Below are 23770 nucleotides of genomic sequence, written 5' to 3' on the forward strand. Positions count from 1 at the left end.
TAAAACCAAAAAGTGAGGTAAATATGAAAAAATTAACTTTACTCTTCCTGATGGTTTTTAATTTTACTTTTCTCTTTTCTCAAACTTTTGTAACTCACAACACGAACACATTGCAAGTAAGCATCTTTGACAATGGTTACATCGGACATAACTTTGATGCTACTCAAGGTGGTGGTGTAGTGTTTGGTTCAGCTCCCGATGCAATGTTTACTGCAGGAGTGATGTTTGGCGATAATGTAAGAGGAGTTAATGGAATGGTTGGTAGCTTCGTACAGGGCACACCACAGCAGCCAATTATTGCTGATCTACAAAATACAGTTCCGTTTACTCCATTTACTTCCGATCCATACTTCAACCAGATAACTGAGGCAAGAATGAATGATGGGCTTGCACCTCTACCATACAATGTAACAATCAAACAAAAATCTTATTCTAACACTGGTGATAAATTCGTAATCATCACTTACGAACTAACCAATAATTCTTCAATTACATATTCTAATTTCAGAGTTGGAATTTTTGCTGATTGGGATGTAGGTGCAGCAGCTTTTATGAATAATAGAAGAGGAATGGATATTTCACGAAATCTTGTTTATCAGTATTTACAAGGTTCACAAGATCCAAATTATTACGGTGTTGTTGCTCTGAGTGGTTTGACAGGAGGAACCAGCACTGATGTATTTCCGGGTGATGTTAATACTATCAGGAATGAAATTTATTTATTAATCAGCAACATTTATGATAGTACTTCAAGCACAAGATTAGGTGACTTTCGTTCTTTTATAGGAAGTGGTCCGTATACTTTTTCTCCGGGTAGTACATTAAATGTTGCTTTTGCTATTGTAGTTGGAACTAACTTAGCTGATCTTCAGACATCAGCTGATGCGGCTGCTTTCAAATATAACAATTACATTCTGCCAGTTGAACTTACTTCATTCACTGCATCAGTAAATCTGAATGGAGATGTTAGTTTAGAATGGATTACGGAGACTGAAATTAATAATCACGGTTTTGTAGTAGAAAGGAAAACCGATAACACTGACTTCACTTCAATTGGATTTGTAAAAGGAAACGGCACAACTATAGAAAGGAAAATATATACATTCATTGATAGAAACTTAGAAGCAGGAAAATATTATTACAGATTAAAGCAAATTGATTTCAACGGACAGTTCGAATACAGCGATATAATTGAAGTGGAGGTAACACCAGTAAACAAATATTTACTTGAACAGAATTATCCGAATCCATTTAATCCGGGCACTGTAATTAGCTGGCAATCTCCGATTGATAGCTGGCAAACACTAAAAGTATATGATATACTTGGAAATGAAGTCGCCACACTCGTTAATGAATTCAGAAATGCCGGCAAATATTCAATAAGATTTGATATGAAAGATTTAGCACCGGGAACATATTTCTATCAACTTAAGATCGGTGATGTTGTTCAAACAAAGAAGATGACTTTACTCAAATAGAAATTATCAAAATCATTTCTTCGCTTCCCTCTCATTGAACGATTCTTTGAGAGGGATTTTTTTATTCTTCAACTATCATTCCAGCAGTTTAAAAATTTTTTACACTTCTGATTGCAAAGATTAAATTTTTGTTAAATTAAAAACATTTCAGGGAAAAAATCGAAAATTTTTTTTTAAAATTTTTTTTTGAAGCTACCTCTTTGTTATTAAATGAGTTATAAAAATTCATTTAAAGTTACTTGGTAAAAACACAAGGAAAATTTAACACGAATTAATTTGACAAATGAATTTGAACTTTCTATTTTAGCCCCCGTGAGGGCAAACTATTACTGCAAAATCCTGAGTTAACCCAAATAAAATATTTTTACTCAGCGACTATTTGTTATTGTTTTGATCAACGATATAAACCACCTGAGGGAATGTTAATCGAGGGCAATTAACAAAACTCTTAAATTTATTTTGTTATTAATCGTTGGTGCTTATGATCTTTATTTACCTTGACCATCTTATCAAATTTCATTTAGCAAATTTTTATTCCACAGGAATAAACTATTCTAATAAACTATCCAATCAACAATCACACGGAGGTATGTTATGCTTTGGAGATATAATATTCATCTTCCATTCCTTTAATTTCATTATTCTTATTAATTCAATTAACAAAAATCAATTATAATTTAATTGAAGTTTGGAATAAGTAAATTTTAAGGAGAAAGTTATGAATAAAAAAATAATATTAAAGTTTCATTTATTGATTATGGTACTGATGATTCTCTTTCAATTAGAATCCTCAGCACAAGTAAGTGTGATGAACTTTACTTCTTCATCAGGAACATACTCAGAAATAACCGGAGGAACTTTACTCGGTTCAACCACATCTGATGACCAATATTTTGTTGACCCTGGAGTTCCTTTAGGTGGAACAACCAGAACTGGTCCTGGATTCCCAATTGGTTTTGATTTCGTAATCAACGGAAATACTTTCGATAGATTCGGTATTAACAACAATGGCTGGATTTCATTAGGTAAATCAGCTCTTTCACCTTCGGTCGATATGAATACAAGTAGCTCTTATAATCCTTTATCTTCTACTACAGCTATTACTCCTCCCGAGCTAAGAACAAGAATAGCAGGTTTAGGAAGAGACTTACAAGCACAAACTGGAGCTGAATTAAGATATGAATTATTAGGTACTGCTCCTAACCGAACTTTGGTCATACAATGGAAAGGTTACAGAAAATTTGGAGCTACAGGAGATGATTATAATTTTCAAATCAGATTAAACGAAACCAGCAACACCGTTGAAATTGTATATGGTACGATGACAAATAACGCTACTTCGGCTACAGCACAAGTAGGTATTGGCGGATCTACAGCAAGTGATTTTAATAATAGAACAACAACTACCGATTGGACTGCCTCAAGTCCGGGTACAACTAATTCAGCTTCAATGACTTTATCAAGTACTGTTTTTCCTCCTTCAGGTTTGACATATGAATGGTCGACTCCCTCAGATTTACCACCAACAATTTCATTTACACCGTTAACCAATACAAGTAGTACATCAAACAGAGTTTTGACTGCACAAATTACTGATGATTTTGGCATCGCAGGTGCTCCTAATGACCCAAGATTATATTTTAAGAAAAAAAGTGATGTATCTTTTGTTTATGTGAATCCAAGTTCTGTTGTTGGTGATAATTATACATTCACTTTTGATTATTCATTACTAAGCAGTTCAGTTGTAAGTGGAGATACAATTGTTTATTATATTGCAGCTCAAGATAATGCTGGACAAACTACAACAAATCCTGTTGGTGGAAGTGGTACTCCTCCTGGAATAAATCCTCCTGCAAATTTTGAATCTTACAGAATACTTCAGGTTTTTGCTTTGCCTTACTTACAGGACTTTAATGCAGGGACTTCGTTACCTCCTGATTGGGGCGGTAATATGTTAGTATTAGCAAACCATGGTACAAGTGGAAGTAATGGCTTAACAAGAAACTTATACTCAAGTGTAACTACTGCAAATTCAACAACTCCAATTGTAGGTCCAATAACTTCAAACTCTGAACTTGTCTTTGATTACAGAATTGTTAATTGGTCAGGTTACCCCAATAATGCTACTACACTGGGCGCTGATCAATTTTTTATAAGAATTAGTACTGATGATGGTAACACATATAACACAGTTTATACTATTGATTCATCAAATCATGTCGTAAGCACAAGTTTCGCTACAATCACTATTCCAATTGGAGCTTATTCAGGTCAGAATATTGTTGTTAGGTGGGATTTGCAATGGGCGTCAGGAGATTATTACTTTGACATTGATAATGTGAAAATAAGAGAAACTCCCCTCGGTCCACCAAATCCGGCAATTGTTGTTTCCCCTGCTGACAATGCCACAAATGTTGATATAAATACAAGTCTCAACTGGTTAAGTGGCGGTGGTGCACCTGAAACAGGTTACAGAATTTATTTTGGAACAGACGGTGGTGGAGTTACACCTCCAACTAATATTCTTAACAATGTTGATTTAGGGTTGGTCACTTCTTATACACCAGCGTCCCCTTTATCATATAATACAACTTATTACTGGATGATCGTGCCCTATAACGGAAGTGGTGACGCAACAGGTAATGCAATATGGTCATTCACTACTGGAGCTGATCCTACAATTACTTCATTCCCTTATGTTCAGGACTTTGAGGGTTCATTCCCGCCAACAGGTTGGTCGAACTACGGTACTAAACTATGGACTCAAACTCTCACCGGTGGATTAAGCGGAAGTAAAGGGGCCAGAGTTTCTTATACTCCGGCAGGTTCTGCTAATTTGCAAACACCTCCTGTAGTTTTACCAGCAGCTCCACATAGAATTAAATTCTGGTGGAAAGATAATGATATCTTCGCAAGACCTTTAAGCAATAATGGCGAAGCTTCAGAGGAAGGTCCGGAAATAATTGGACAGGATACAACATATTTTGAAATATCAACTGATGCAGGAACTACCTGGACTTCTTTAGCATTCCTTTCTGCTGCAAGTCCACAATCAGCTTATTCTGAAGTTTTTGTTGATTTGACTTCTTATGCAAATCAAACAGTAAGCTTCAGGTGGCGAGATGAAAGCAACGGTACCTCCAGTGCTTATGGTACAGGTTTAGATCAGATTACAATTGAAGAAATTCCTGCTACGCCTATATTCGTAATTACGCCAACATCTCAGGATTTTGGTACCGCAATAGTTGGCAATACTGTATCAAGGAATTTCACTATTTCGAATACAGGTTCTGTTACTCTAACAATTAATACTGGCGGTATTACACTTACAGGTGCAAATGCTGATCAATTCTCTTTAGGAAGTATTACTTATCCAATAAACCTGAATAATGGAGAAAGCACTCAAATTACGGTTGACTTTGCACCTACCAGTGCAGGTAGTAAATCTGCAAATCTGGAAATAGTTCATAATGCTCCCGGTTCACCTGCAGTAGTTCCTCTGACAGGAAATGCATTACCTGCAGGGATATTGTTTGAAGATTTTACTGGAACAACTTTTCCACCTGAAGGTTGGTTAACAATCAATAATGATGGTGGTACAAAAAATTGGGTGCGAAATACTGGGAAATTTAATTCTGCTCCCGCTTCTGCATCATCAAGTTGGGAATCTTCTACATTAAGAAACGATGATTGGCTGATTACACCAAAATTGTCAGTCGCTTCAGGTGATTCGATTATTTTCTGGGTAAGTGCTGCATCAATAAGTTTTCCAGAAGAATTAGTGCTCAAAGTAGGTAATTCTGCAAATCCTAATGGTGTATGGACAACTATTGATTCTATCATAGTTTCCTCAACCTCGTGGGAAAGAAAATCTTACAGTTTAGATGCCTTCGCCGGTCAGAATGTTTATATAGCATTTGTTAACAGAGGATTAGATCAATTCACAGTATATCTTGATGATATTATTGGTCCTACAAAATATGTAACGCAAAATGACCTGGGAATCATCGCATATGAAGAATCTCAGGGAACCCTAAGAGAAAATATTTTTTCTCCCACGGGAATCAGCAGAGATATTTCAGCAAAATTAAAAAATGATCAATCTAATTCAGAGATACTTTCTCTTAACAGAGTTGAGCTAAGTATTTTATCGACTGAAAAAGCTAATTTAACTGTAGAAGCACCTGTTAATTTTAAAGCTGTTGTTAAGAATTTCGGTGCTTTGACACAAAATAGTTACCAGGTTGCCTGGACGATAGATGGCAATGTACAAACTCCTGTTTCGAACACCCAACCATTAGTTTCTGGTGCATCTGATACATTAACTTTAACCTGGGCTTCACCTACCGAAGGTCTCCATCAGACAAGAGCCTGGGTAGTATTAGCAGGTGATGAAAATCCGTTAAATGATACTTCTGCTGTAGTTAATTTCTATGTTTCTCCTGCAAACACAATTTTTTCAGAAAGATTTGAAGGAACTTTCCCACCAGCAGGATGGTTAACTGTCAATCGTGATGGTGGAGGGTTAATAGGTCCCTGGTTTGCAGGTAATCCAGCAGTTTTTGTTGCTTTTGAAGGAAATGGTTATGCTGCTGATAATTTTAATACCGCGAATGGTTTCTATATTGATGATTATTTAATTACTCCAAATACTGGTGGTTTGGTTGAAGGCACTTCCGTTGATTCCTTGGTCTTCTGGGCTTACTCGAATCCCTCAATTTACCCGGACTCATTACAAATTCTCGTATCGACCACTGGTACCGATACAGCAGATTTTACCACTGTCCTTGGCTATATTGCAGTACCAAAAACCGGTTGGACAAGACTGGCATTTGAGTTACCAAATTCTGCAAATAGATACATTGCATTCAGATATTTAATCTATGACGGTGGCCCAAGTGGTAATAATTCTGATTACTTCGGAATTGATGCTGTAGAAATTCACAGACATACAAGTTCACCTTCTACTTTCCAACTTACAGTTAATGTATCAAATGGTTGGAATATGGTTTCTGTTCCTGGTCAACATCCTGTTGATCAGAATGTTACTACCTGGTGGTCTGGTAAAGACCCTGCTGCAAATGTATTTAAGTTCCAGGGTGCTTATCAACCTGTCACTACTGTTCAGCCCGGTCTCGGTTACTGGATGAAACATCTTGGTGCTAATACTTACAACACAGGTGATGAATGGCCTGCTGGCGGTATCAATATCGTTCCTCACGATCCTCTTACTGCTACTGCTGGTTGGAACCTCATCGGTGGTTATGAGTTCTTAGCTCCTACTGCGGCTCTTACTACTACACCATCCGGACTTATCTCTGGATTTGTCTATGGTTACACTCCTGGCACTGGTTATCAGGTTGCATCTGACCTTGTGCCTGGCTATGGCTACTGGGTTAAACTTACTGCTGCTGGTCAGATTAATGTTAATCCCGGTCCTAAAGCCAACTTCAAACTATCTGACTTTATCCCTGATGACTTCGCTAAGATTATCATCACTGATAATGCAGGTAAGTCTTATACTCTCTATGTTGCTCAGGGTAAACAGGCTCAGAAGACTTCACTTGATTTATTCGAACTTCCTCCTGTGCCATTTACAGATATGTTTGATGTAAGATACACATCGGGAAGATTTGTTGAAGATTTGGGCAGTGCAATGAAGACAATACAGATGCAGGGAGTTGAATATCCTGTAAGAGTAAGAGTAGAAGGAATGATGCTTAGGATAACAGATGAGACAGGAAAAGCAATAAATGAGAGAGTTAAGTCAGGCGAAGAGATAACAATCAGCAACTCACAGATAAGCAAGTTGAATGTGATGAGTGATATTATTCCTGATAAATATTCACTTGAACAGAACTACCCGAATCCATTCAACCCAACGACAACGATAGAGTTCTCGTTGCCGGAGGATGTAGAGAATGTAAGATTGACGATATACAATGCATTGGGAGAGAAGGTAGCAGAGTTAGTAAACGGAAAGATGGAAGCAGGCAGATACAGATATCAGTGGAATGCTGGAAATGTTGCTACAGGATTGTATATCTATGAACTTAAGACAAACAAATTCTCTTCTGTTAAGAAGATGATGTTGTTGAAGTAATTTAATAACCTGCAGTCTCTCATTGTATGAGGGACTGCAGTTAATTTTAATAAACCAATACTTTAACAAAATAATTTCATAACAATCACGAGGTGCTCTATGCGTAAACTATTTTCAATCCTTGCTCTGGTTGTAATGTTCGTAAGTTTAGCATACGGACAAGCAGCCGTTGATATCCAAATGACATTTGGGGATGGTGTTGCACTGAATAATCAAATAAGATTCGGTCTGGATTTAAATGCTACTAATGGAATAGACCCGAGCTTAGGCGAAAGTGATCTTCCTCCATTCCCACCAGCCGGTGCCTTTGAGGCAAGATTTGACCTCACACCTTATGCTGGATCTGCTTTAAGTTCTTATCAGGACTACCGACCTGCAGCTGCCTTCCCATTCAGTGGAACAGTTGAACACAGAATCATCTGGCAGCTGGGAGATGGAAATACAGGTTTCTATATTGGTTACAATTTACCGCCTGAAGCAACAATTCAAATTGTAGATGAACTTGGAGGAATAATATTCAATAGTGGTACATTAAGCGGTTCAGGTACTTATCACATTACTGCACCATTAACATCTGCAAGAATGACTGTTACTTATACAAATATTGGAAATGTTCCTTCGCCGGGTTTTAGCTTAAATCCGTCATCATTAAACTTTGGACCTGTTGCTGTTGGTTCAAGCTCTGCAGCTCAAACTGTTACGGTTTCAAATACAGGAACATTGGATTTAACGATAACAAACATCACATCAGATAATGCACAATTTACATTCACTTCTGCAGCATTACCAATTACAGTACCTGCAGGTGGTAATACAACTGTTGATGTTACATTCTCTCCTACTTCTTTAGGTAATCAATCAGGAAATATTATTTTCACACATAATGCTCCCGGATCACCAACTTCACTTCCTGTTCAGGGTGTAGGCGCAGATGCAGGACCAACATTTGCAGTTTCTCCAGCTTCTGTTAATTTCGGAAATGTTTCTGTTGGGAACACAGTTACAGCAAATGTAACAGTAACAAATAACGGATTAAGCAATCCACTGGTGATTTCAAGTGCAGTTACATCACCTGGTGATTTCTCTGTATCACCTGCTTCAGCTACAGTGCCACCATTGGGAAGTCAGGTATTTACCGTTTCATTTACTCCAAGTGCCGGAGGTACGATTAATGGTACATTGACATTTACTCACAATGCACCTGGTTCTCCAAATACAGTAAACCTTACAGGTAATGGAGTTGCTGTATTCGGTTTAATTTTCGCTCAGGATACTGTTTACAATCTTGAGGATTCTTCATACACCGAAACAATGCAATTGAAGAGTCTTGGAACCAAAGCACAAGCATTGCAGTTCAGATTACTTGTAAACAAATCAGCTGGCGACAATGTATTCTTAACATTCCAGAACATTCAGAAAGGTTCTGATGTAAGTGATCCAAGCTGGGTACTTCAATACAATGTATTCCGAGGTCCAATTACATCTAACGGTGCTTCTGTTGATTCAATTTATGTTTTACTCTATAACTTAAATCAAAACGGTGGACTTGACCCCGGCGATTACAACAATTTGTTCACTGTAAAATATCGAGTTGCTGATTTACCTGCTCTTGTTGACACATCGAGATCAACATTTAAGATCACAAATGCTGAAGCATCAACATATCAGGGATTCCCGATTAACATAACTCCATCAAGAAATACCCTTACAGTTTTAGCAACTAACAGAGTAAGAAGCTATGGTGATGTTAACGGCGATGGTTTCATTGACATTCTTGACCTGATTGATGTTGTTGATCATATCGTTGGACGTGATTCTTTGGATGCAGCTGAATTTGTAAGAGCAGATATTGCACCCTGGACAATAGGTGCACCTGATCCTTCTCCTGATGGATTCGTTAATGTTCAGGACCTTGCTGTTATCCAGAACATAATTCTCACCGGATTCTATCCAAGTGGTGTTCAGGTTAATAACAAACCGACTGCTCAACAGGATATTCTTGCAAAATCCAACGGTGATGAAGAAGCTAAACTTATTCTATATTTGAATAAGAATGGAATTGCAATGCATCTTGACTCTAAGGTTGCAATTCGTGGAGTTCAGGTTCACTTTGGACAATTGCCAGATAATCCGGGCAATGTAAATATGGAATCTCAACTTGGTGGTGGATATTATTTCCATCAGGTTGATTTGCTCAGAGTGCTTATGTATGATCAGGCAGGTCAGAAGTATATTGAAGAAGGAAGACACTATGTTGGTAATATTCCATTCACAATTCAGAGACCTCAGGATATATCAATTGATAAGTTAATTCTTGTAAGCTTAGACAAGAGAAAACTTACAAACATCAAAGTTGAAATTATCTATGGTGATGCACCGCTTCCGTATGATTATGAATTGTTCCAGAACTTCCCGAACCCATTCAACCCATCAACCAGTGTAATGTTCACTGTACCGAAGAATGGACTTGTAACTATAAAAGTCTATGATATGCTCGGACAGGAAGTTGCAACTTTGGTTAACGAAGTCGTTGAAAGAGGCGTTTACACAGTTAACTGGGATGGATTGACTGATAAAGGTGGTTATGTAGCAAGTGGTAATTACATTTACAGAATGGTTGCCGGTGACTTTGTTAAATCAAGAAAGATGATGTTAATTAAATAAACCAAAGCTTCATCCGCTCTTCTGAAATATGAAGAGCGGATGTTTTTTATTAACTGAAGGGATACTGTATGAATAAAATATTCTTTTTAATAATTACGGCTCTGTTTGCAACTTATAATTTTGCTCAGCAGGAACCAACCGTCAAACTGCCTCTTACTATTGATGATGGTGCTGGTGCGAGCAGAACACTATTTTTTGGACTGGACACACTTGGAACTGATGGAATTGATATTATCTTCGGTGAAAGTGATGTTCCGCCTTTCCCACCAATAGGTGCATTTGAAGCAAGATTCTTTTTACCTGAGAATAATTTCTCTGGTTCACTTGGTTCCTATATTGATATAAGAAATGCAACTTTCCCTTTTACGGGACAGAAAGAATTTCGTCTTGCTTATCAACCTGGTTTTGGTACAGTTATAAATGTTTCCTGGAACCTTCCTCATAATCAGGCAAACGGAGTGTTGCAGGATATAATTACCGGTACTCTGATCAATGTTACTATGGAAGATTCAGGAACTTATACAGTTACAAATCCCAATGTATTTAATAGATTAAAGATGTTAATCAATTTTGTTAATATCATTCCTGTTGAGCTTTCTTCATTTTCTGCTTCTGTTGTTGGTACTTCAGTTCATCTGAATTGGAAAACTGCTACTGAATTAAATAACAGTGGTTTTGAGGTTCAGAGAAAAACTGACAACACTGACTGGCAAACACTTGCTTTTATTAAAGGACACGGTACAACTACTCAACCTCAGAGTTATTCTTATGTCGACAATTCTGTAAGTTCAAATAATAAATATTATTACCGACTCAGACAGAATGACTTTGATGGAACATTCGGCTTTTCAAATGTAATTGAAATTGATATAAGCTCACCGAAGGATTTTACTCTTGAACAGAATTATCCGAATCCGTTTAATCCTTCGACAAATATTTCCTTTACTTTGCCGAAGTCATCGAATGTTAAACTGACAATTTATAATCAAATAGGAGAGGTAGTAAAAGAATTAGTTAATCAACAGCTTGAAGCTGGCGTTTACATCTATAACTGGAATGCTGAAGGACATTCTTCAGGCATTTATTTGTACGAACTTCAAGCCGATGGTTTTAAGCAAACAAAGAAAATGAGTCTCCTGAAATAATATATCAGAGGAAGAGCTTGAGAGGATAAATTTAAATCATAACAATAAATTAATCTTTGATAGCTCTTCGCTTATTAAAGTTCTAATTGTTTGGGAAGCACATTGGTAAGACTAATGACCTCGGCTTGAGGTCATTAGTTTTATTAATATTCTCTGAGGGTTTTAGAAATATGATAAAAAAAATTTTTCTTATAATATTTTTTTATGCCGCAACTGTTTTACCTCAAGGTTTGTGGAATGATATTTCTGAAAATAGTATTTCATACACCGGAGAAAGAGTCATTATCCCAAACTCATATCGTGTAATAAAATTAGATATTCATTTATTAAAAGAACTTCTTAATTCTGCTCCGATGGAATTCACAACGGAAGCTGTAAATAATCCCGCTATCATTCCACTTCCAATGCCTGATGGTAAATTCCAGAATTTTAGTTTTTGGGAATCACCAACAATGGAACCGGAACTTCAACAAAAATTTCCTGACATCCGGACATATACAGGTCAAGGAATTGATGACCCTTATGCCACATTGAAAATGGATATAACTCCGCACGGATTTCACGCTATGGTGCTTTCACCAAAAGGAAGAATATTTATTGACCCTTATGCAAAGGGGGAAACAAATTATTATCTGTCTTATTACACAAAAGATTTTGTAAAAAAAGATGTCTTGTTTGACTGTGAAGTTCTTTATCACGATGAATACACTGTACCCGTTCCAAATTATTATGAGTCTTTATTAACACCAACAGGACCTCAGCTGAGAACTTACAGACTTGCAAATGCTGCCACAGGAGAATATACTCAATATCATGGCGGGACTGTTGGATTAGGATTAGCAGCTGTAACCACGAGCGTTAATCGTGTTAATGGTGTTTATGAGAAAGAGCTTGCAATCAGAATGGTTCTGGTTGCAAACAATAATCTTATAATCTACACTAACCCAAGCACTGACCCTTACAGTAATAATAATGGTTCAGCGATGTTATCACAAAATATTTCTAACCTTAATGCAGTAATTGGTAGTGCAAACTATGATATAGGGCATGTTTTCAGTACAGGTGGTGGTGGCATCGCTTATCTAGGATGTGTGTGTACGAGTAACAAAGCAGGAGGTGTAACGGGTTCACCAAATCCAATTGGTGATCCGTTTGATATTGATTATGTAGCCCACGAAATGGGTCATCAGTTTGGTGCAAATCATACTTTTAACGGGAATACCGGTTCATGCTCTGGAAACAGAAATGCATCAACAGCATATGAACCTGGAAGTGGATCAACAATAATGGCTTATGCAGGAATTTGTGATCCGCAAAATCTACAAAGTAACAGCGATGCATATTTTCATACAATAAGTTTTGATGAAATTGTAGCTTATACAAATTTTGGTTCGGGAAACTCCTGTGCGCAAATTACCGCTACAGGAAATAATGCCCCCAACATAACTGTTCCTGTTGGAGGATTTTATATCCCGAAAAACACACCTTTTGCACTGAGAGGAAATGCAACTGATCCAAATGGTGATGCATTAACATATTGTTGGGAAGAATTTGACTTAGGTCCTGCCGGTGATCCTAATTCTCCTTCGGGAGATGCACCAATAATCAGAAGTTTTAATCCTGACACTTCTAAAATTCGTTTTGTACCCAGATTTCAGGATCTAATTAATAACACTTCAACATATGGAGTACTTTTGCCATCATATAGTAGAAATCTGAAATTCCGTTTAACGGTAAGAGATAACAGAGCTGCTGGTGGTGGTGTTGATTGGAAACAAGTAAATTTTGCAGTTGATGGAAATTCAGGACCGTTTACTGTAACTTCACCAAATACATCAGTTATCTGGGCTGGAGCTTCTCAACAAACTGTATCCTGGAATGTAGCAAACACAAATCTCTCTCCTGTAAATTGCTCTAATGTAAGAATTTTACTTTCAACTGATGGAGGATATAGTTTCAACGATACTATTCTCTCATCAACTCCCAATGACGGTTCTGAAATTATTACTGTACCAAATATCGCTACGAATCAGGCACGAATAAAAGTTGAAGCAGTTAATAATATTTTCTTTGATATTTCAAATCAGAATTTTACGATTACTTATACGCCAATTGCATTTCAGTTAACTGTAGCGATTGAAAATGGTTGGAATCTGGTTTCAATTCCCGGTCTTCATCCAACGAATCAAAATCCTGAAACCTGGTGGTCATTTCTGGATCCAACTGCTTCAGTTTATTCCTTCAACAATGGTTACTTTCAGGTAAATTCTTTGGAACCAGGTAAAGGATATTGGATGAAACATCTTGGTAACAGAGTTTATAATACCGGCGATGAATGGCCTTCAAGTGGAATTCTTTATGTAGCTCATAATCCAATTCCTGTTAATGCAGGTTGGAATATTGTTGGTGGTTTTGAAAATTCTGCTCCTGTTTTGGGTGTAACAACAAATCCTCCCGGAATTATTCAAACATCATTCTATGGATTTAATTCAATCAGTGGATATCAGACTGTAAATTCTCTTGTTCCGGGTTATGGGTATTGGGTAAAATTCAGTTCATCTGGTAATTTGATTTTGCCTTCAGCTTTAGAGAAATACTCTAACGAAACAACAAATTTTATTAAAGAAGATTGGACAAAATTAATTATCACTGATTCCAGAAATAGATCAAAAACTCTATATCTTACTGATGAAAAAATTAATTTTGATTTCTTCGAACTTCCGCCTCTTCCCTTTCCTGACATTTTTGATATTAGATTTTCTTCTAACAGACTTGTCGAAACTCTCTCTGCTAAGTCTGTAATTCAACTTCAGGCAGTTGATTTTCCTGTTAAAATTAAATTATCTAATCCTTCTCTGTTTTTAACGGATGAGAATGGAAATAATTTGAATAACTATCTCAATTCTGATGGTGAAATAGTGATTGATAATCCATCCATAAAAAAAATATTTATTTCTAATCAATTGATTCCTGATGAATTTACACTTGAACAAAATTATCCTAATCCATTCAACCCAACTACGAAAATTCAATATTCAATAAGCAGTAGAGAATTTGTTCAATTAAAAGTATATGATTTACTTGGTAACGAAGTAGCAATACTCGTTAATGAAGAGAAACCTTCCGGAAGATATGAAGTGGAATTCACTGTTGGGAATGGGAATATTTCTAATTCATCATTTCTGAATAGACAAATAACAAGCGGAATTTATTTCTACAAATTAACTGCTGGAGAATTTAGCTCTGTTAAGAAAATGATTTTACTTAAATGAAAATACTACAAAAAATATTTTTGATTTTATTAATATTTATAGTCAGTGTTAATAGCCAAAACAGACTTAATGAAAATTTTTCTGATTCAGAATTATTTTATCGTTGGAGAATTGTAAACAGAGATAACGGAATTCAGACCTGGGCACAATCAAACCTGAAATACAAAACCCCACCCTATTCGATTGCCTGCCGATTTGAATCTTCAACTCTGCAGAATGATGATTGGATAATTTCTCCTAAAGTTCAGGTTGCAGCCGGTGACAGCCTGACTTTTTATCATAGCATAATAAGTGCTGCATTTCCAGAAAGTCTTTATGTAAAAATAGGTACAACGAATAATCCAAATAGCGGCACTTGGACAAATCTTGCTGTGATTTATGATAACACTACTGAATGGAAATATAAAAAGTATAGTCTTAATGCTTATGCTGGTCAGCAAGTATATATCGCTTTCGTAAACCGAAGTAAAGATGCATACTTTTTATTTATTGATGATGTAAACGGACCTGCTGTTGTTACCCCAAATAATGACATAGCTCTTGTAAATTTCTATCAATCAAGTGGCTTGCCTTCTTTTTCTATGTATTCAAACTCTGAGTTACAAACTGAGGAAATTTCGTTAGCAAAAAACTTACTGACAGTTGATTATTCTTCTTTTCCTGCTAAAGAAAGTGATGTGAACAATTCAACTCTCATAAACATCCCTGCAGAAGATTTACCAATTGAATATAATAATCTATATCTCTCAGGTATAGTAAGAAATTTCGGACGGACTTCAACTTCGTACCAATTAAATTGGGTAGTTAACGGCTTTACACAAACACCGTTTTTAGGAAACTATGTAAATCCAAATGCAAGGGATAGTTTTAGCGTCAAATATCAACCAACTGGACGAGGAACATTTACAGTTACAGGAAATCTGGTTTTATCTGGTGATGAAAATCTTCATAACAATAGTCAGAAGAAAAAGATAAAAGTTTATCCAAATGCTTATTCTATTACAAAATATGATCGCGGTGATAACTTTGCTGATACCTGGATGGGTTATGGAAATCCGAATGTTCGATTCAAAGCCGCAGTAAGATTTGAAGCTGAAGGAAATATTAAACTTGCAGGTGTAGATTTTCTTTATCAGACAGAATACATAACAAGCGGACAATTCGAAATTCAAATTCGTGCTGCTGGTAGTACGATTAATTCACCTGGTGCAGTGCTTTACACAAAAACATATTCAACTTCTGATTATCTTACTGGTGCAGGCGATTTAATCCATTTTGCTTTTGATGATAATGCACCGAGCATATCTGCTGGCTCTGATTACTGGATTACAATCAAATTGCCATCTGGAATACTTTTCCCTGCTGGAGTACACAGTAACGGATTTATCAATACTCATAGCTATTATCAAAGCAGCACAGACACAACACTCTGGTATCCATTAATCGTCGCAGGGAGTGAAAGAGCGTGGATAATGAGAGCAGTTCATATTCCTGTTCCAACTACATTTTCTTTCACTCAAAATATTAATAATGGCTGGAATTTAGTTTCCGTACCTGGTGCTCATCCAAATAATCAAAATATAAATACCTGGTGGCAGTATCGTGATTTATCAACAAATGTTTATGAATTAACAAACAACCGATATCAAACGACTACTGAAGTTACAACCGGTAAAGGATACTGGCTTAAACATAGTGGCAATAGAATTTATAATACCGGAGATGAATGGCCGGGCAGCGGTTTGCTCTCAGCTCCGAATCTTCCAATCAATGTTACAACAGGTTGGAATATTATTGGAGTTTATCAAACTCCTCTTTTCATTAATTCAAATATTACATCTCCGCCCAATATAATTTCCAGTTATGCTTATGGTTATGATATTTTTTCCGGATTTTATTCAACTAATACTTTACAGCCAGGTAGAGGATATTTTATTAAGTTTAATACTGCAGGAAAGATTGTATTTTCTCCTTCAATGCAAAAAGATGTTGATGAGGAATTTTATTTAGAAAAATTTTCTGATAAGATAATTATCACTGATAATCTGCAAAGATTAAAAACTCTTTATCTTACTGATGAAAAAATTAATTTTGATTTCTTCGAACTTCCTCCTCTTCCCTTTTCTGACATTTTTGATATTAGATTTTCTTCTAACAGACTTGTCGAAACTCTCTCTGCTAAGTCTGTAATTCAACTTCAGGCAGTTGATTTTCCTGTTAAAATTAAATTATCTGATCCTTCTCTGTTTTTAACGGATGAGAATGGAAATAATTTGAATAACTATCTCAATTCTGATGGTGAAATAGTAATTGATAATCCATCCATAAAAAAAATATTTATTTCTAATCAATTGATTCCTGATGAATTTACACTTGAACAAAATTATCCTAATCCATTTAACCCAACTACGAAAATTCAATATTCAATAAGCAGTAGAGAATTTGTTCAATTGAAAGTATATGATTTGCTTGGGAATGAAGTAGCAACACTTGTTAATGAAGAGAAACCTGCCGGAAGATATGAAGTGGAATTCACTGTTGGGAATGGGAATATTTCTAATTCATCATTTCTGAATAAACAGATAACAAGCGGAATTTATTTCTACAAATTAACAGCTGGAGAATTTAGCTCTGTTAAGAAAATGATTTTAATCAAATAAAGGTTTACAATAAAATGAAAAACTATTTGAAAATATTTATAATTATTTCAATTCTGATTACTTCTGGTTCATTAAGAATATTCTCACAGAATTTGTCGGAAGAAGATAAAAGATGGACACGGGTAAACCTCAATCCGGACTTTTTCATACCAATTGATGAAAACTATAGATACATCGAAAACCATTTTACTCAAATATATAAGTTAAGTAATGACATTGAAGCAGTTGTAAATCCAAATTTCAGAATTCTTCCTTCTTCAAATTCTACTCAATCTGAAATTAGTGTCGATATTCATCCAACAAATCCAAATATTTTATTTGCAAGTGCGAACTCAACAAACTGGCCTGTAACTACTTTATATGGCACCGGTTTATATTGGTCAACAAATGGAGGAACAAACTGGACCGGTTATGATAACCCACCAATTGGTTCGAATAGTGGAGATCCGGCTGCTGTAATCGGACCGAATGGAAATTTTTATATTGGTTACATTCGAAGTGGTGGTGGTCAGGGAGTTTCAGTTTCTACAAATAATGGTACGAGCTGGTCAAATTATGTTGCGGCTGCCGATCCATCTTCCGGAGATTTGCTGGATAAAAATCATCTTTGGGTTGACAAACAATCAACAAGTCCTTATGTAAATCGAGTTTATGATGCATGGACACATTTCGTCACAGGCAGTCCAAGCGATAATCAGGTTGTCTTAATTTATTCTACAAATAACGGCGTTAGCTGGAGTAGTTTTGTTGATTTGTCTGCATCACTCTCACCCGGAAGTCATGCTCAGGGAGTTAATATATCTACCGGACCAAATGGAGAAGTTTATGCAGCATTTGCAATTTATGATAATTGGGGCACAGGGGTTTATGGCGAAGATGCAATTGGTTTTGCCAAATCAACAAATGGTGGTGTTTCATTTACTAAAGCACGAATCTATTCTGCACCAAATTTTGGAATAAGAGGTAATTTAAAATCAACAAACATCAGAGTATCTTCTTTTCCTTCAATGGCTGTTGATCGATCAGGTGGACCAAGGAATGGATACATTTATATTGTTTGGGCACAAAGAGGAGTTTCTCCTGCCGGTAGTGATCCTGATATTGTTTTAATTCGTTCAACTAACGGTGGAACTACCTGGAGCTCACCAGTAAGAGTAAATAATGATGCACTAAATAACGGTAAAGACCAATACTATCCCTGGTGTACAGTCGATCAATCAAATGGAGCTTTACATATTGTTTTCTATGATAACAGAAATACAACTGCTGATAGTTCTGGTGTTTGGATGGCAACTTCATTTGATGGTGGAGTTACTTTCGATAATTTTCAGGTAAGCGATGCAAACTTTAAACCAAAACCAATTTCAGGTTTAGCTTCAGGGTATCAGGGTGACTATATCGGAATAACTGCTGGAAACGGTAAAGCATATCCTGTATGGGCAGAAGATCGAACCGGAAATTATCAGGCATGGTCAACAATAGTTTCTTTTGGACCTTCAATCATTCATACTCCTTTGACGAATACAGAAAACCTGAATGGTCCTTACACAGTTAATGCGACAATCACTTCTGTGAATCCTCTTGTAGCATCATCAATAAAAGTTTATTGGGGACGAGGAGTTGGTGTGATTTCGGATAGTATTACTATGACGAATACTGGTGGGAACAATTATGTTGCAAATATTCCTGGTAACGGAACTGCAACGACCTATAACTACTACATATCAGCAACTGATAACCAGGGACTTAAAGCAACATCACCTTTTAATGCACCAATAAGCTATTATTCATTTCAAACTTTTATAGATAACACTCCACCTACTATTGTACATACTCCATTATCAAATATTCCACCATCGAGATTTCCGCCAACCGTCACTGCGACTATCACAGATAACCTTGGAATTCAGTCAGTTATCTGTGAATACAGAAAGAATGGTGGCTCATTAAGTTCTTTTAATTTGAATTTAACTTCAGGCAATACTTATTCAGGGAATTTTCCTTCAATAATTGTAGATCCCGGCGATGTAATTGAATACCGAATTAAAGCTACAGACATCTCACAACAAAATAATATTTCATATAGTCCTTCTTCAGGATATTATTCTTTCAACATTATTCCTTCGCTTGGAAATATTCTTGTTGTTGATGATGATGTTTCGTTGGAAGATAGAGTTTCAAAAGAAAAGATTTCATACGGAGAATATAATATACCACTTGGTGCATCAGCAAATTTATTTAGTACTGCTTTGACAGAACGAGGATACACAGTTGATCAGGTTAGCTTTTCTGCACTTAATACATCAACTCTCTCAAATTACGATGTGGTAATATTATCTGCCGGCGTTAAAGAATCATCAATTTTTAATGATGCAACAAAGAGAACAGCATTAGTTAACTTCACTGCAAATGGTGGTAAGTTTTTAGTTGAAGGCGGAGAAGTTGGTTACATCTACCGAAAACAAACTACTGAAGTTGATATTAACTTCAGACGAAATTTACTTTTAGACAGCAACTGGGTAAGTGATCGCAGCGGTGCGAGTTTACAAATTGCTACCGTAAATCACTCAATCTTTACGACACCAAATTCTATCCCAACTCCTATTGCAGTGAATAATGGAGGAACATCAGGATACGGTGCCAGAGATGAAATGACTGTACTGCCCGGTGTAACCGGAATTAGTCGAATTGCCAATTGGAGTGGTGGCAATGCAGCTAACGGAGGAATATTTATCTACAATCCAAATGGTGATACGAATGTTTGCAAAAATATTTTTTACTCTTTTGCTATCGCTCAATTCGCTGATCAAAATGTTGCAAAAAATCTAATTGAGAACAGCGTAAGATATTTGATGAGAGATTTAGTCCCTCAAACAAAAACTTTAAATCTCACTGTTCTTATAGAAGGACTATTTAATGGAACAGTTATGAATTCAGACTCGGTTACTGTTGAATTCAGAAACATAACTTCTCCTTATTCACTTGTAGAATCCAAAAAAGTTTTTCTGGATCAGAACGGAATAGCAACGACAACTTTAAATAATGTTTCTGAAGCAACACCATATTATCTGATAATAAAACACCGCAACTCTATTGAAACCTGGAGTTCAACTTCAGTTCAGTTTACATCAGGAATATTAAACTATGATTTTACTTCAGCACAAAGTAAAGCTTACGGTAATAATCTGAAACTTATCAATGGTAAGTGGTGTATTTACAGCGGTGATGTAAATCAGGATGGATTTGTCAATTCAACGGATGTGAATTTAGTTTACTCAAATAACATCACAGGTAATTTCGGTTATTCTTCAACTGATTTAACCGGCGATGGTTATACTGAAATTAAAGATTTGGTTATTGCATTTATTAATTATTCATCGAATATCCAGGTCAAAAGACCAACTGGATTTCCATCAACAAATATTACTGGAGAATAAATGATAAATACACTGATAAGTTTATTGATATTCACTTCATTTATTTATTCTCAAACTTCATATCAATGGACGCTGAAGCAATCTGGCAGCAGTTTGGGTGGACCAATTGATTTTAATCGCTTCAATTCAAATATAGTTTATTACGGTTCAAATAATACAATTTACAAAAGCACAAACAGAGGTGAGAATTTTTTTGTAACAGGAACAACTGTCCCTGGTGCATCAAAAATAAAATGTATAATTCTGGATGATTACAATCCAGGTACTTTTATAGTTGCCATTGAATCCTCACCAAATGATAAGGTATATAAAACCACTGATGATGGAAATACCTGGATTTTAACTAATGACGAAGGACAAATGTCATATTTTGGCATTCCTGTTACTCAAGATCCCTCAAATCCTGATATACTTTATATGATGATTGATACTAAATTCAAAAAATCAACTGACTTCGGAAGCAGCTGGACAACAATTGCAACTAACTTTGGTCCAATCAATGCACCTTGTGATATTGAGGTATTTCCGGACACGAACATAATTCTGATTGGTGATAACGGCACAGGAATTTTTAAAAGCACTGATGGTGGATTTACGTGGTCACAAAAATTTTCTACTAGCGGAGAAATTCCAACAATCGCAATTGATTTTACAAATCCCGGAACTGCCTGGGCTACGAAATGGGGTGGCGGAGGAGGTTTTCTTAAATCAACTGATTATGGTGAAACCTGGCAACCTCAGCCGTTGTTCAATGGAATAAATATGTGGGGAGTTCACACTCAACCGGATAACGGAAATCATGTTATCGCAGGTTGTTATTCCTGCAACACCAGCTGGCGAACCAAAGACGGAGGTTTAACCTGGACACAAATTCCAATAAGCTCAACAAATTATCAGTATGTTATAGTTGATTCAATGACACATTTTGCTGCTCAGGGAAATGGATTTTATAAACTTGAATCACCTTACTTTAATGTATTCGATTTGACTTCATTAAAAGTTTTGTTGGAGGGTTCTTTCAATGGAACAAGCATCACTCCTGACACAATAACAGTTGAGATAAGAATTTCTACTTCACCTTTCGCACTAATTGAGCAAACAAAAGTAGTATTAAATTCTAATGGCGAAGCCAGCGCAAGATTTTATGGGCTTCAGAACAGTGTTCCATATTACATTGTTATAAAACACCGTAATTCGATTGAAACCTGGAGTTCTTCCCCACTGACTTTTTCAGGAAATCAGCTTACTTATGATTTTACCGATTCTCAATCAAAAGCATATGGAAATAATCTGAAACTTATCAATGGTAAATGGTGTATTTACAGCGGCGATGTAAATCAGGATGGATTTGTCAATTCAACGGATGTGAATTTAGTTTATTTGGACAATGTGAACGGAATTTCAGGATATTCTAATACTGATTTAAATAATGATTTATTAACAGAAATCTACGATTTACATCAAGTGTTTGTTAATAATTTAATGGGCGTTCAAAAAATAACTCCTCAATCACCTGTTTCAGAAAGATAAGAAAATAAATGTTGAACAAATTATTAAATAAAATCATTCTGATATTTTTAATCTCAAGCCTGATTTTAATCGCACAGAATCAGCATACAATTATGACTTATAATATTCTTAATTATCCGATTACCGATACTACTTCCCGTAATCCTTATTTCAGAACAATCTTTGCAAACATTCAACCTGATATTCTTGTAGTGCAGGAAATGATTTCGCAGCAAGGTGTAAATGCATTTTTAAATAAAATTTTACTTCCAAATAATCCGACATATCAGGCAGGAACTTTTATTGATGGCTTTGATACAGACAATGCTATTTTCTTCAAATCGAATTTGTTCACTTTTATAAGTAATACTCCAATAAGAACTGCATTACGTGATATCAATGAATTTAAACTTGTTTATAATCTCACCGGCGATACAATTATTATTTACTCAGTACATCTTAAAGCAAGTGATTCACTGCAAAATGAATTACTTAGAGCCGCCGAAGTTGATAGCTTAAGACAAAGAACTAACTCGCTTCCGCCAAATACAAATTTTATTGTACTCGGTGATTTTAATATTTACAGATCGGGAGAGCTTGCATATCAAAAATTGCTTGATCAGAGTTCGAGCGGTTATGTGCTTGACCCATTGACACTTGTTGGAACCTGGAACAATTCTGCTTACTCAATTCATCATACACAATCTACAAGAACAAGACAATTCGGTGATGGTACTCCAGGTGGACTTGATGACAGGTTTGATATGATTCTAATGTCACAAGCAGTAATGGATTCAGGTGGAATACAATTTATTCCTGGTTCTTATGCAGCATACGGTAATGATGGAAATCATTACAATGACTCAATCAATAGACCCCCTAACAATGCTGTTGGTCAATTAATTGCTGATGCTCTTCATTATGCAAGTGATCATTTACCGGTAATTGCAACTCTTTCCTTTCCTACTAACGATAAAACACTATCACTCAAATTATTTATTGAGGGAAGATTTAACGGGACAACTATGATTCCGGATTCTGTAATTGTTGAGTTAAGAAATTCAAATAGTCCTTACAATATGGTTGAACAGAAAAAAGTTTTAGTAACTTCAAATGGAGATGTATCTATATCATTGAATCAAGCAATTAACAATACTCCATATTATTTGGTAGTAAAGCATCGGAATTCACTGGAAACCTGGAGTGCAAACCCAATCACTTTTATTAACGATGCATCGAGTTATGATTTTACTACATCAGACAACAAAGCTTTCGGAAATAATTTAAAACTTATTGGAAGTAAATGGTGCATTATAAGCGGAGATATAAATCAGGATGGTATAATCGAAATAAGTGATATGATAAATGTTTTCACGAATTATGTTTTAGGTGTTAGTGGATATGTAAACTCAGATTTAAATGGAGACACAATTACAGATATGAATGATGTAAATCTTGTTTATCAAAATAATATTCAAGGATATTCAATTAAAAAACCATAA

Annotated in this window: 9 protein-coding genes; all 9 read left to right on the top strand. The window is 35.9% G+C overall.

The window, feature by feature from the left end; all coding sequences use genetic code 11:
* The first annotated feature begins 23 nt into the window (after positions 1–23).
* The 9 genes from Q0X14_RS03870 (at position 24) to Q0X14_RS03910 (ending at position 23770) form a co-directional block, all read left to right on the top strand.
* The gene (locus Q0X14_RS03870; protein ID WP_297842674.1) at positions 24–1478 is read left to right on the top strand and encodes a T9SS type A sorting domain-containing protein; all 1455 of its coding nucleotides are present in this window, start codon (positions 24–26) and stop codon (positions 1476–1478) included.
* 718 nt (positions 1479–2196) lie between these two features.
* Positions 2197–7581, top strand: coding sequence for a choice-of-anchor J domain-containing protein (locus Q0X14_RS03875; RefSeq protein ID WP_297842677.1), 5385 nt, complete (start codon positions 2197–2199; stop codon positions 7579–7581).
* Positions 7582–7680: 99 nt separating this feature from the next.
* Positions 7681–10245, top strand: a complete 2565-nt coding sequence (locus Q0X14_RS03880) for a choice-of-anchor D domain-containing protein (protein WP_297842679.1) — start codon at positions 7681–7683, stop codon at positions 10243–10245.
* Positions 10246–10313: 68 nt separating this feature from the next.
* On the top strand, positions 10314–11390 hold the full coding sequence (locus Q0X14_RS03885) for a T9SS type A sorting domain-containing protein (RefSeq protein ID WP_297842684.1): 1077 nt from the start codon (positions 10314–10316) through the stop codon (positions 11388–11390).
* Between the two features lie 170 nt (positions 11391–11560).
* A complete protein-coding gene (locus Q0X14_RS03890; protein ID WP_297842686.1) occupies positions 11561–14662 on the top strand; it encodes a reprolysin-like metallopeptidase in 3102 nt (1033 codons plus the stop codon).
* On the top strand, positions 14659–17322 hold the full coding sequence (locus tag Q0X14_RS03895) for a choice-of-anchor J domain-containing protein (protein WP_297842690.1): 2664 nt from the start codon (positions 14659–14661) through the stop codon (positions 17320–17322). Before Q0X14_RS03890 ends, Q0X14_RS03895 begins: the two co-directional genes overlap by 4 nt.
* 14 nt (positions 17323–17336) lie before the next feature.
* Entirely contained in the window at positions 17337–20759 is a 3423-nt protein-coding gene (locus Q0X14_RS03900; protein WP_297842693.1) for a hypothetical protein, read from the top strand.
* Complete coding sequence (locus Q0X14_RS03905; RefSeq protein ID WP_297842696.1) at positions 20760–22289, top strand: hypothetical protein; 1530 nt, start codon at positions 20760–20762, stop codon at positions 22287–22289.
* An 8-nt stretch (positions 22290–22297) separates the two neighbouring features.
* The gene (locus Q0X14_RS03910; RefSeq protein WP_297842699.1) at positions 22298–23770 is read left to right on the top strand and encodes an endonuclease/exonuclease/phosphatase family protein; all 1473 of its coding nucleotides are present in this window, start codon (positions 22298–22300) and stop codon (positions 23768–23770) included.

Origin of the sequence: Ignavibacterium sp. (genome assembly GCF_025998815.1) — a bacterium.
In the GTDB taxonomy this organism is placed as follows: domain Bacteria; phylum Bacteroidota; class Ignavibacteria; order Ignavibacteriales; family Ignavibacteriaceae; genus Ignavibacterium.

Coding starts and splice junctions, on each gene's coding strand:
- Q0X14_RS03870 (WP_297842674.1), top strand. CDS start 24: ATGAAAAAATTAACTTTACTCTTCCTGATGGTTTTTAATTTTACTTTT.
- Q0X14_RS03885 (WP_297842684.1), top strand. CDS start 10,314: ATGAATAAAATATTCTTTTTAATAATTACGGCTCTGTTTGCAACTTAT.
- Q0X14_RS03875 (WP_297842677.1), top strand. CDS start 2,197: ATGAATAAAAAAATAATATTAAAGTTTCATTTATTGATTATGGTACTG.
- Q0X14_RS03890 (WP_297842686.1), top strand. CDS start 11,561: ATGATAAAAAAAATTTTTCTTATAATATTTTTTTATGCCGCAACTGTT.
- Q0X14_RS03905 (WP_297842696.1), top strand. CDS start 20,760: ATGATAAATACACTGATAAGTTTATTGATATTCACTTCATTTATTTAT.
- Q0X14_RS03900 (WP_297842693.1), top strand. CDS start 17,337: ATGAAAAACTATTTGAAAATATTTATAATTATTTCAATTCTGATTACT.
- Q0X14_RS03910 (WP_297842699.1), top strand. CDS start 22,298: ATGTTGAACAAATTATTAAATAAAATCATTCTGATATTTTTAATCTCA.
- Q0X14_RS03895 (WP_297842690.1), top strand. CDS start 14,659: ATGAAAATACTACAAAAAATATTTTTGATTTTATTAATATTTATAGTC.
- Q0X14_RS03880 (WP_297842679.1), top strand. CDS start 7,681: ATGCGTAAACTATTTTCAATCCTTGCTCTGGTTGTAATGTTCGTAAGT.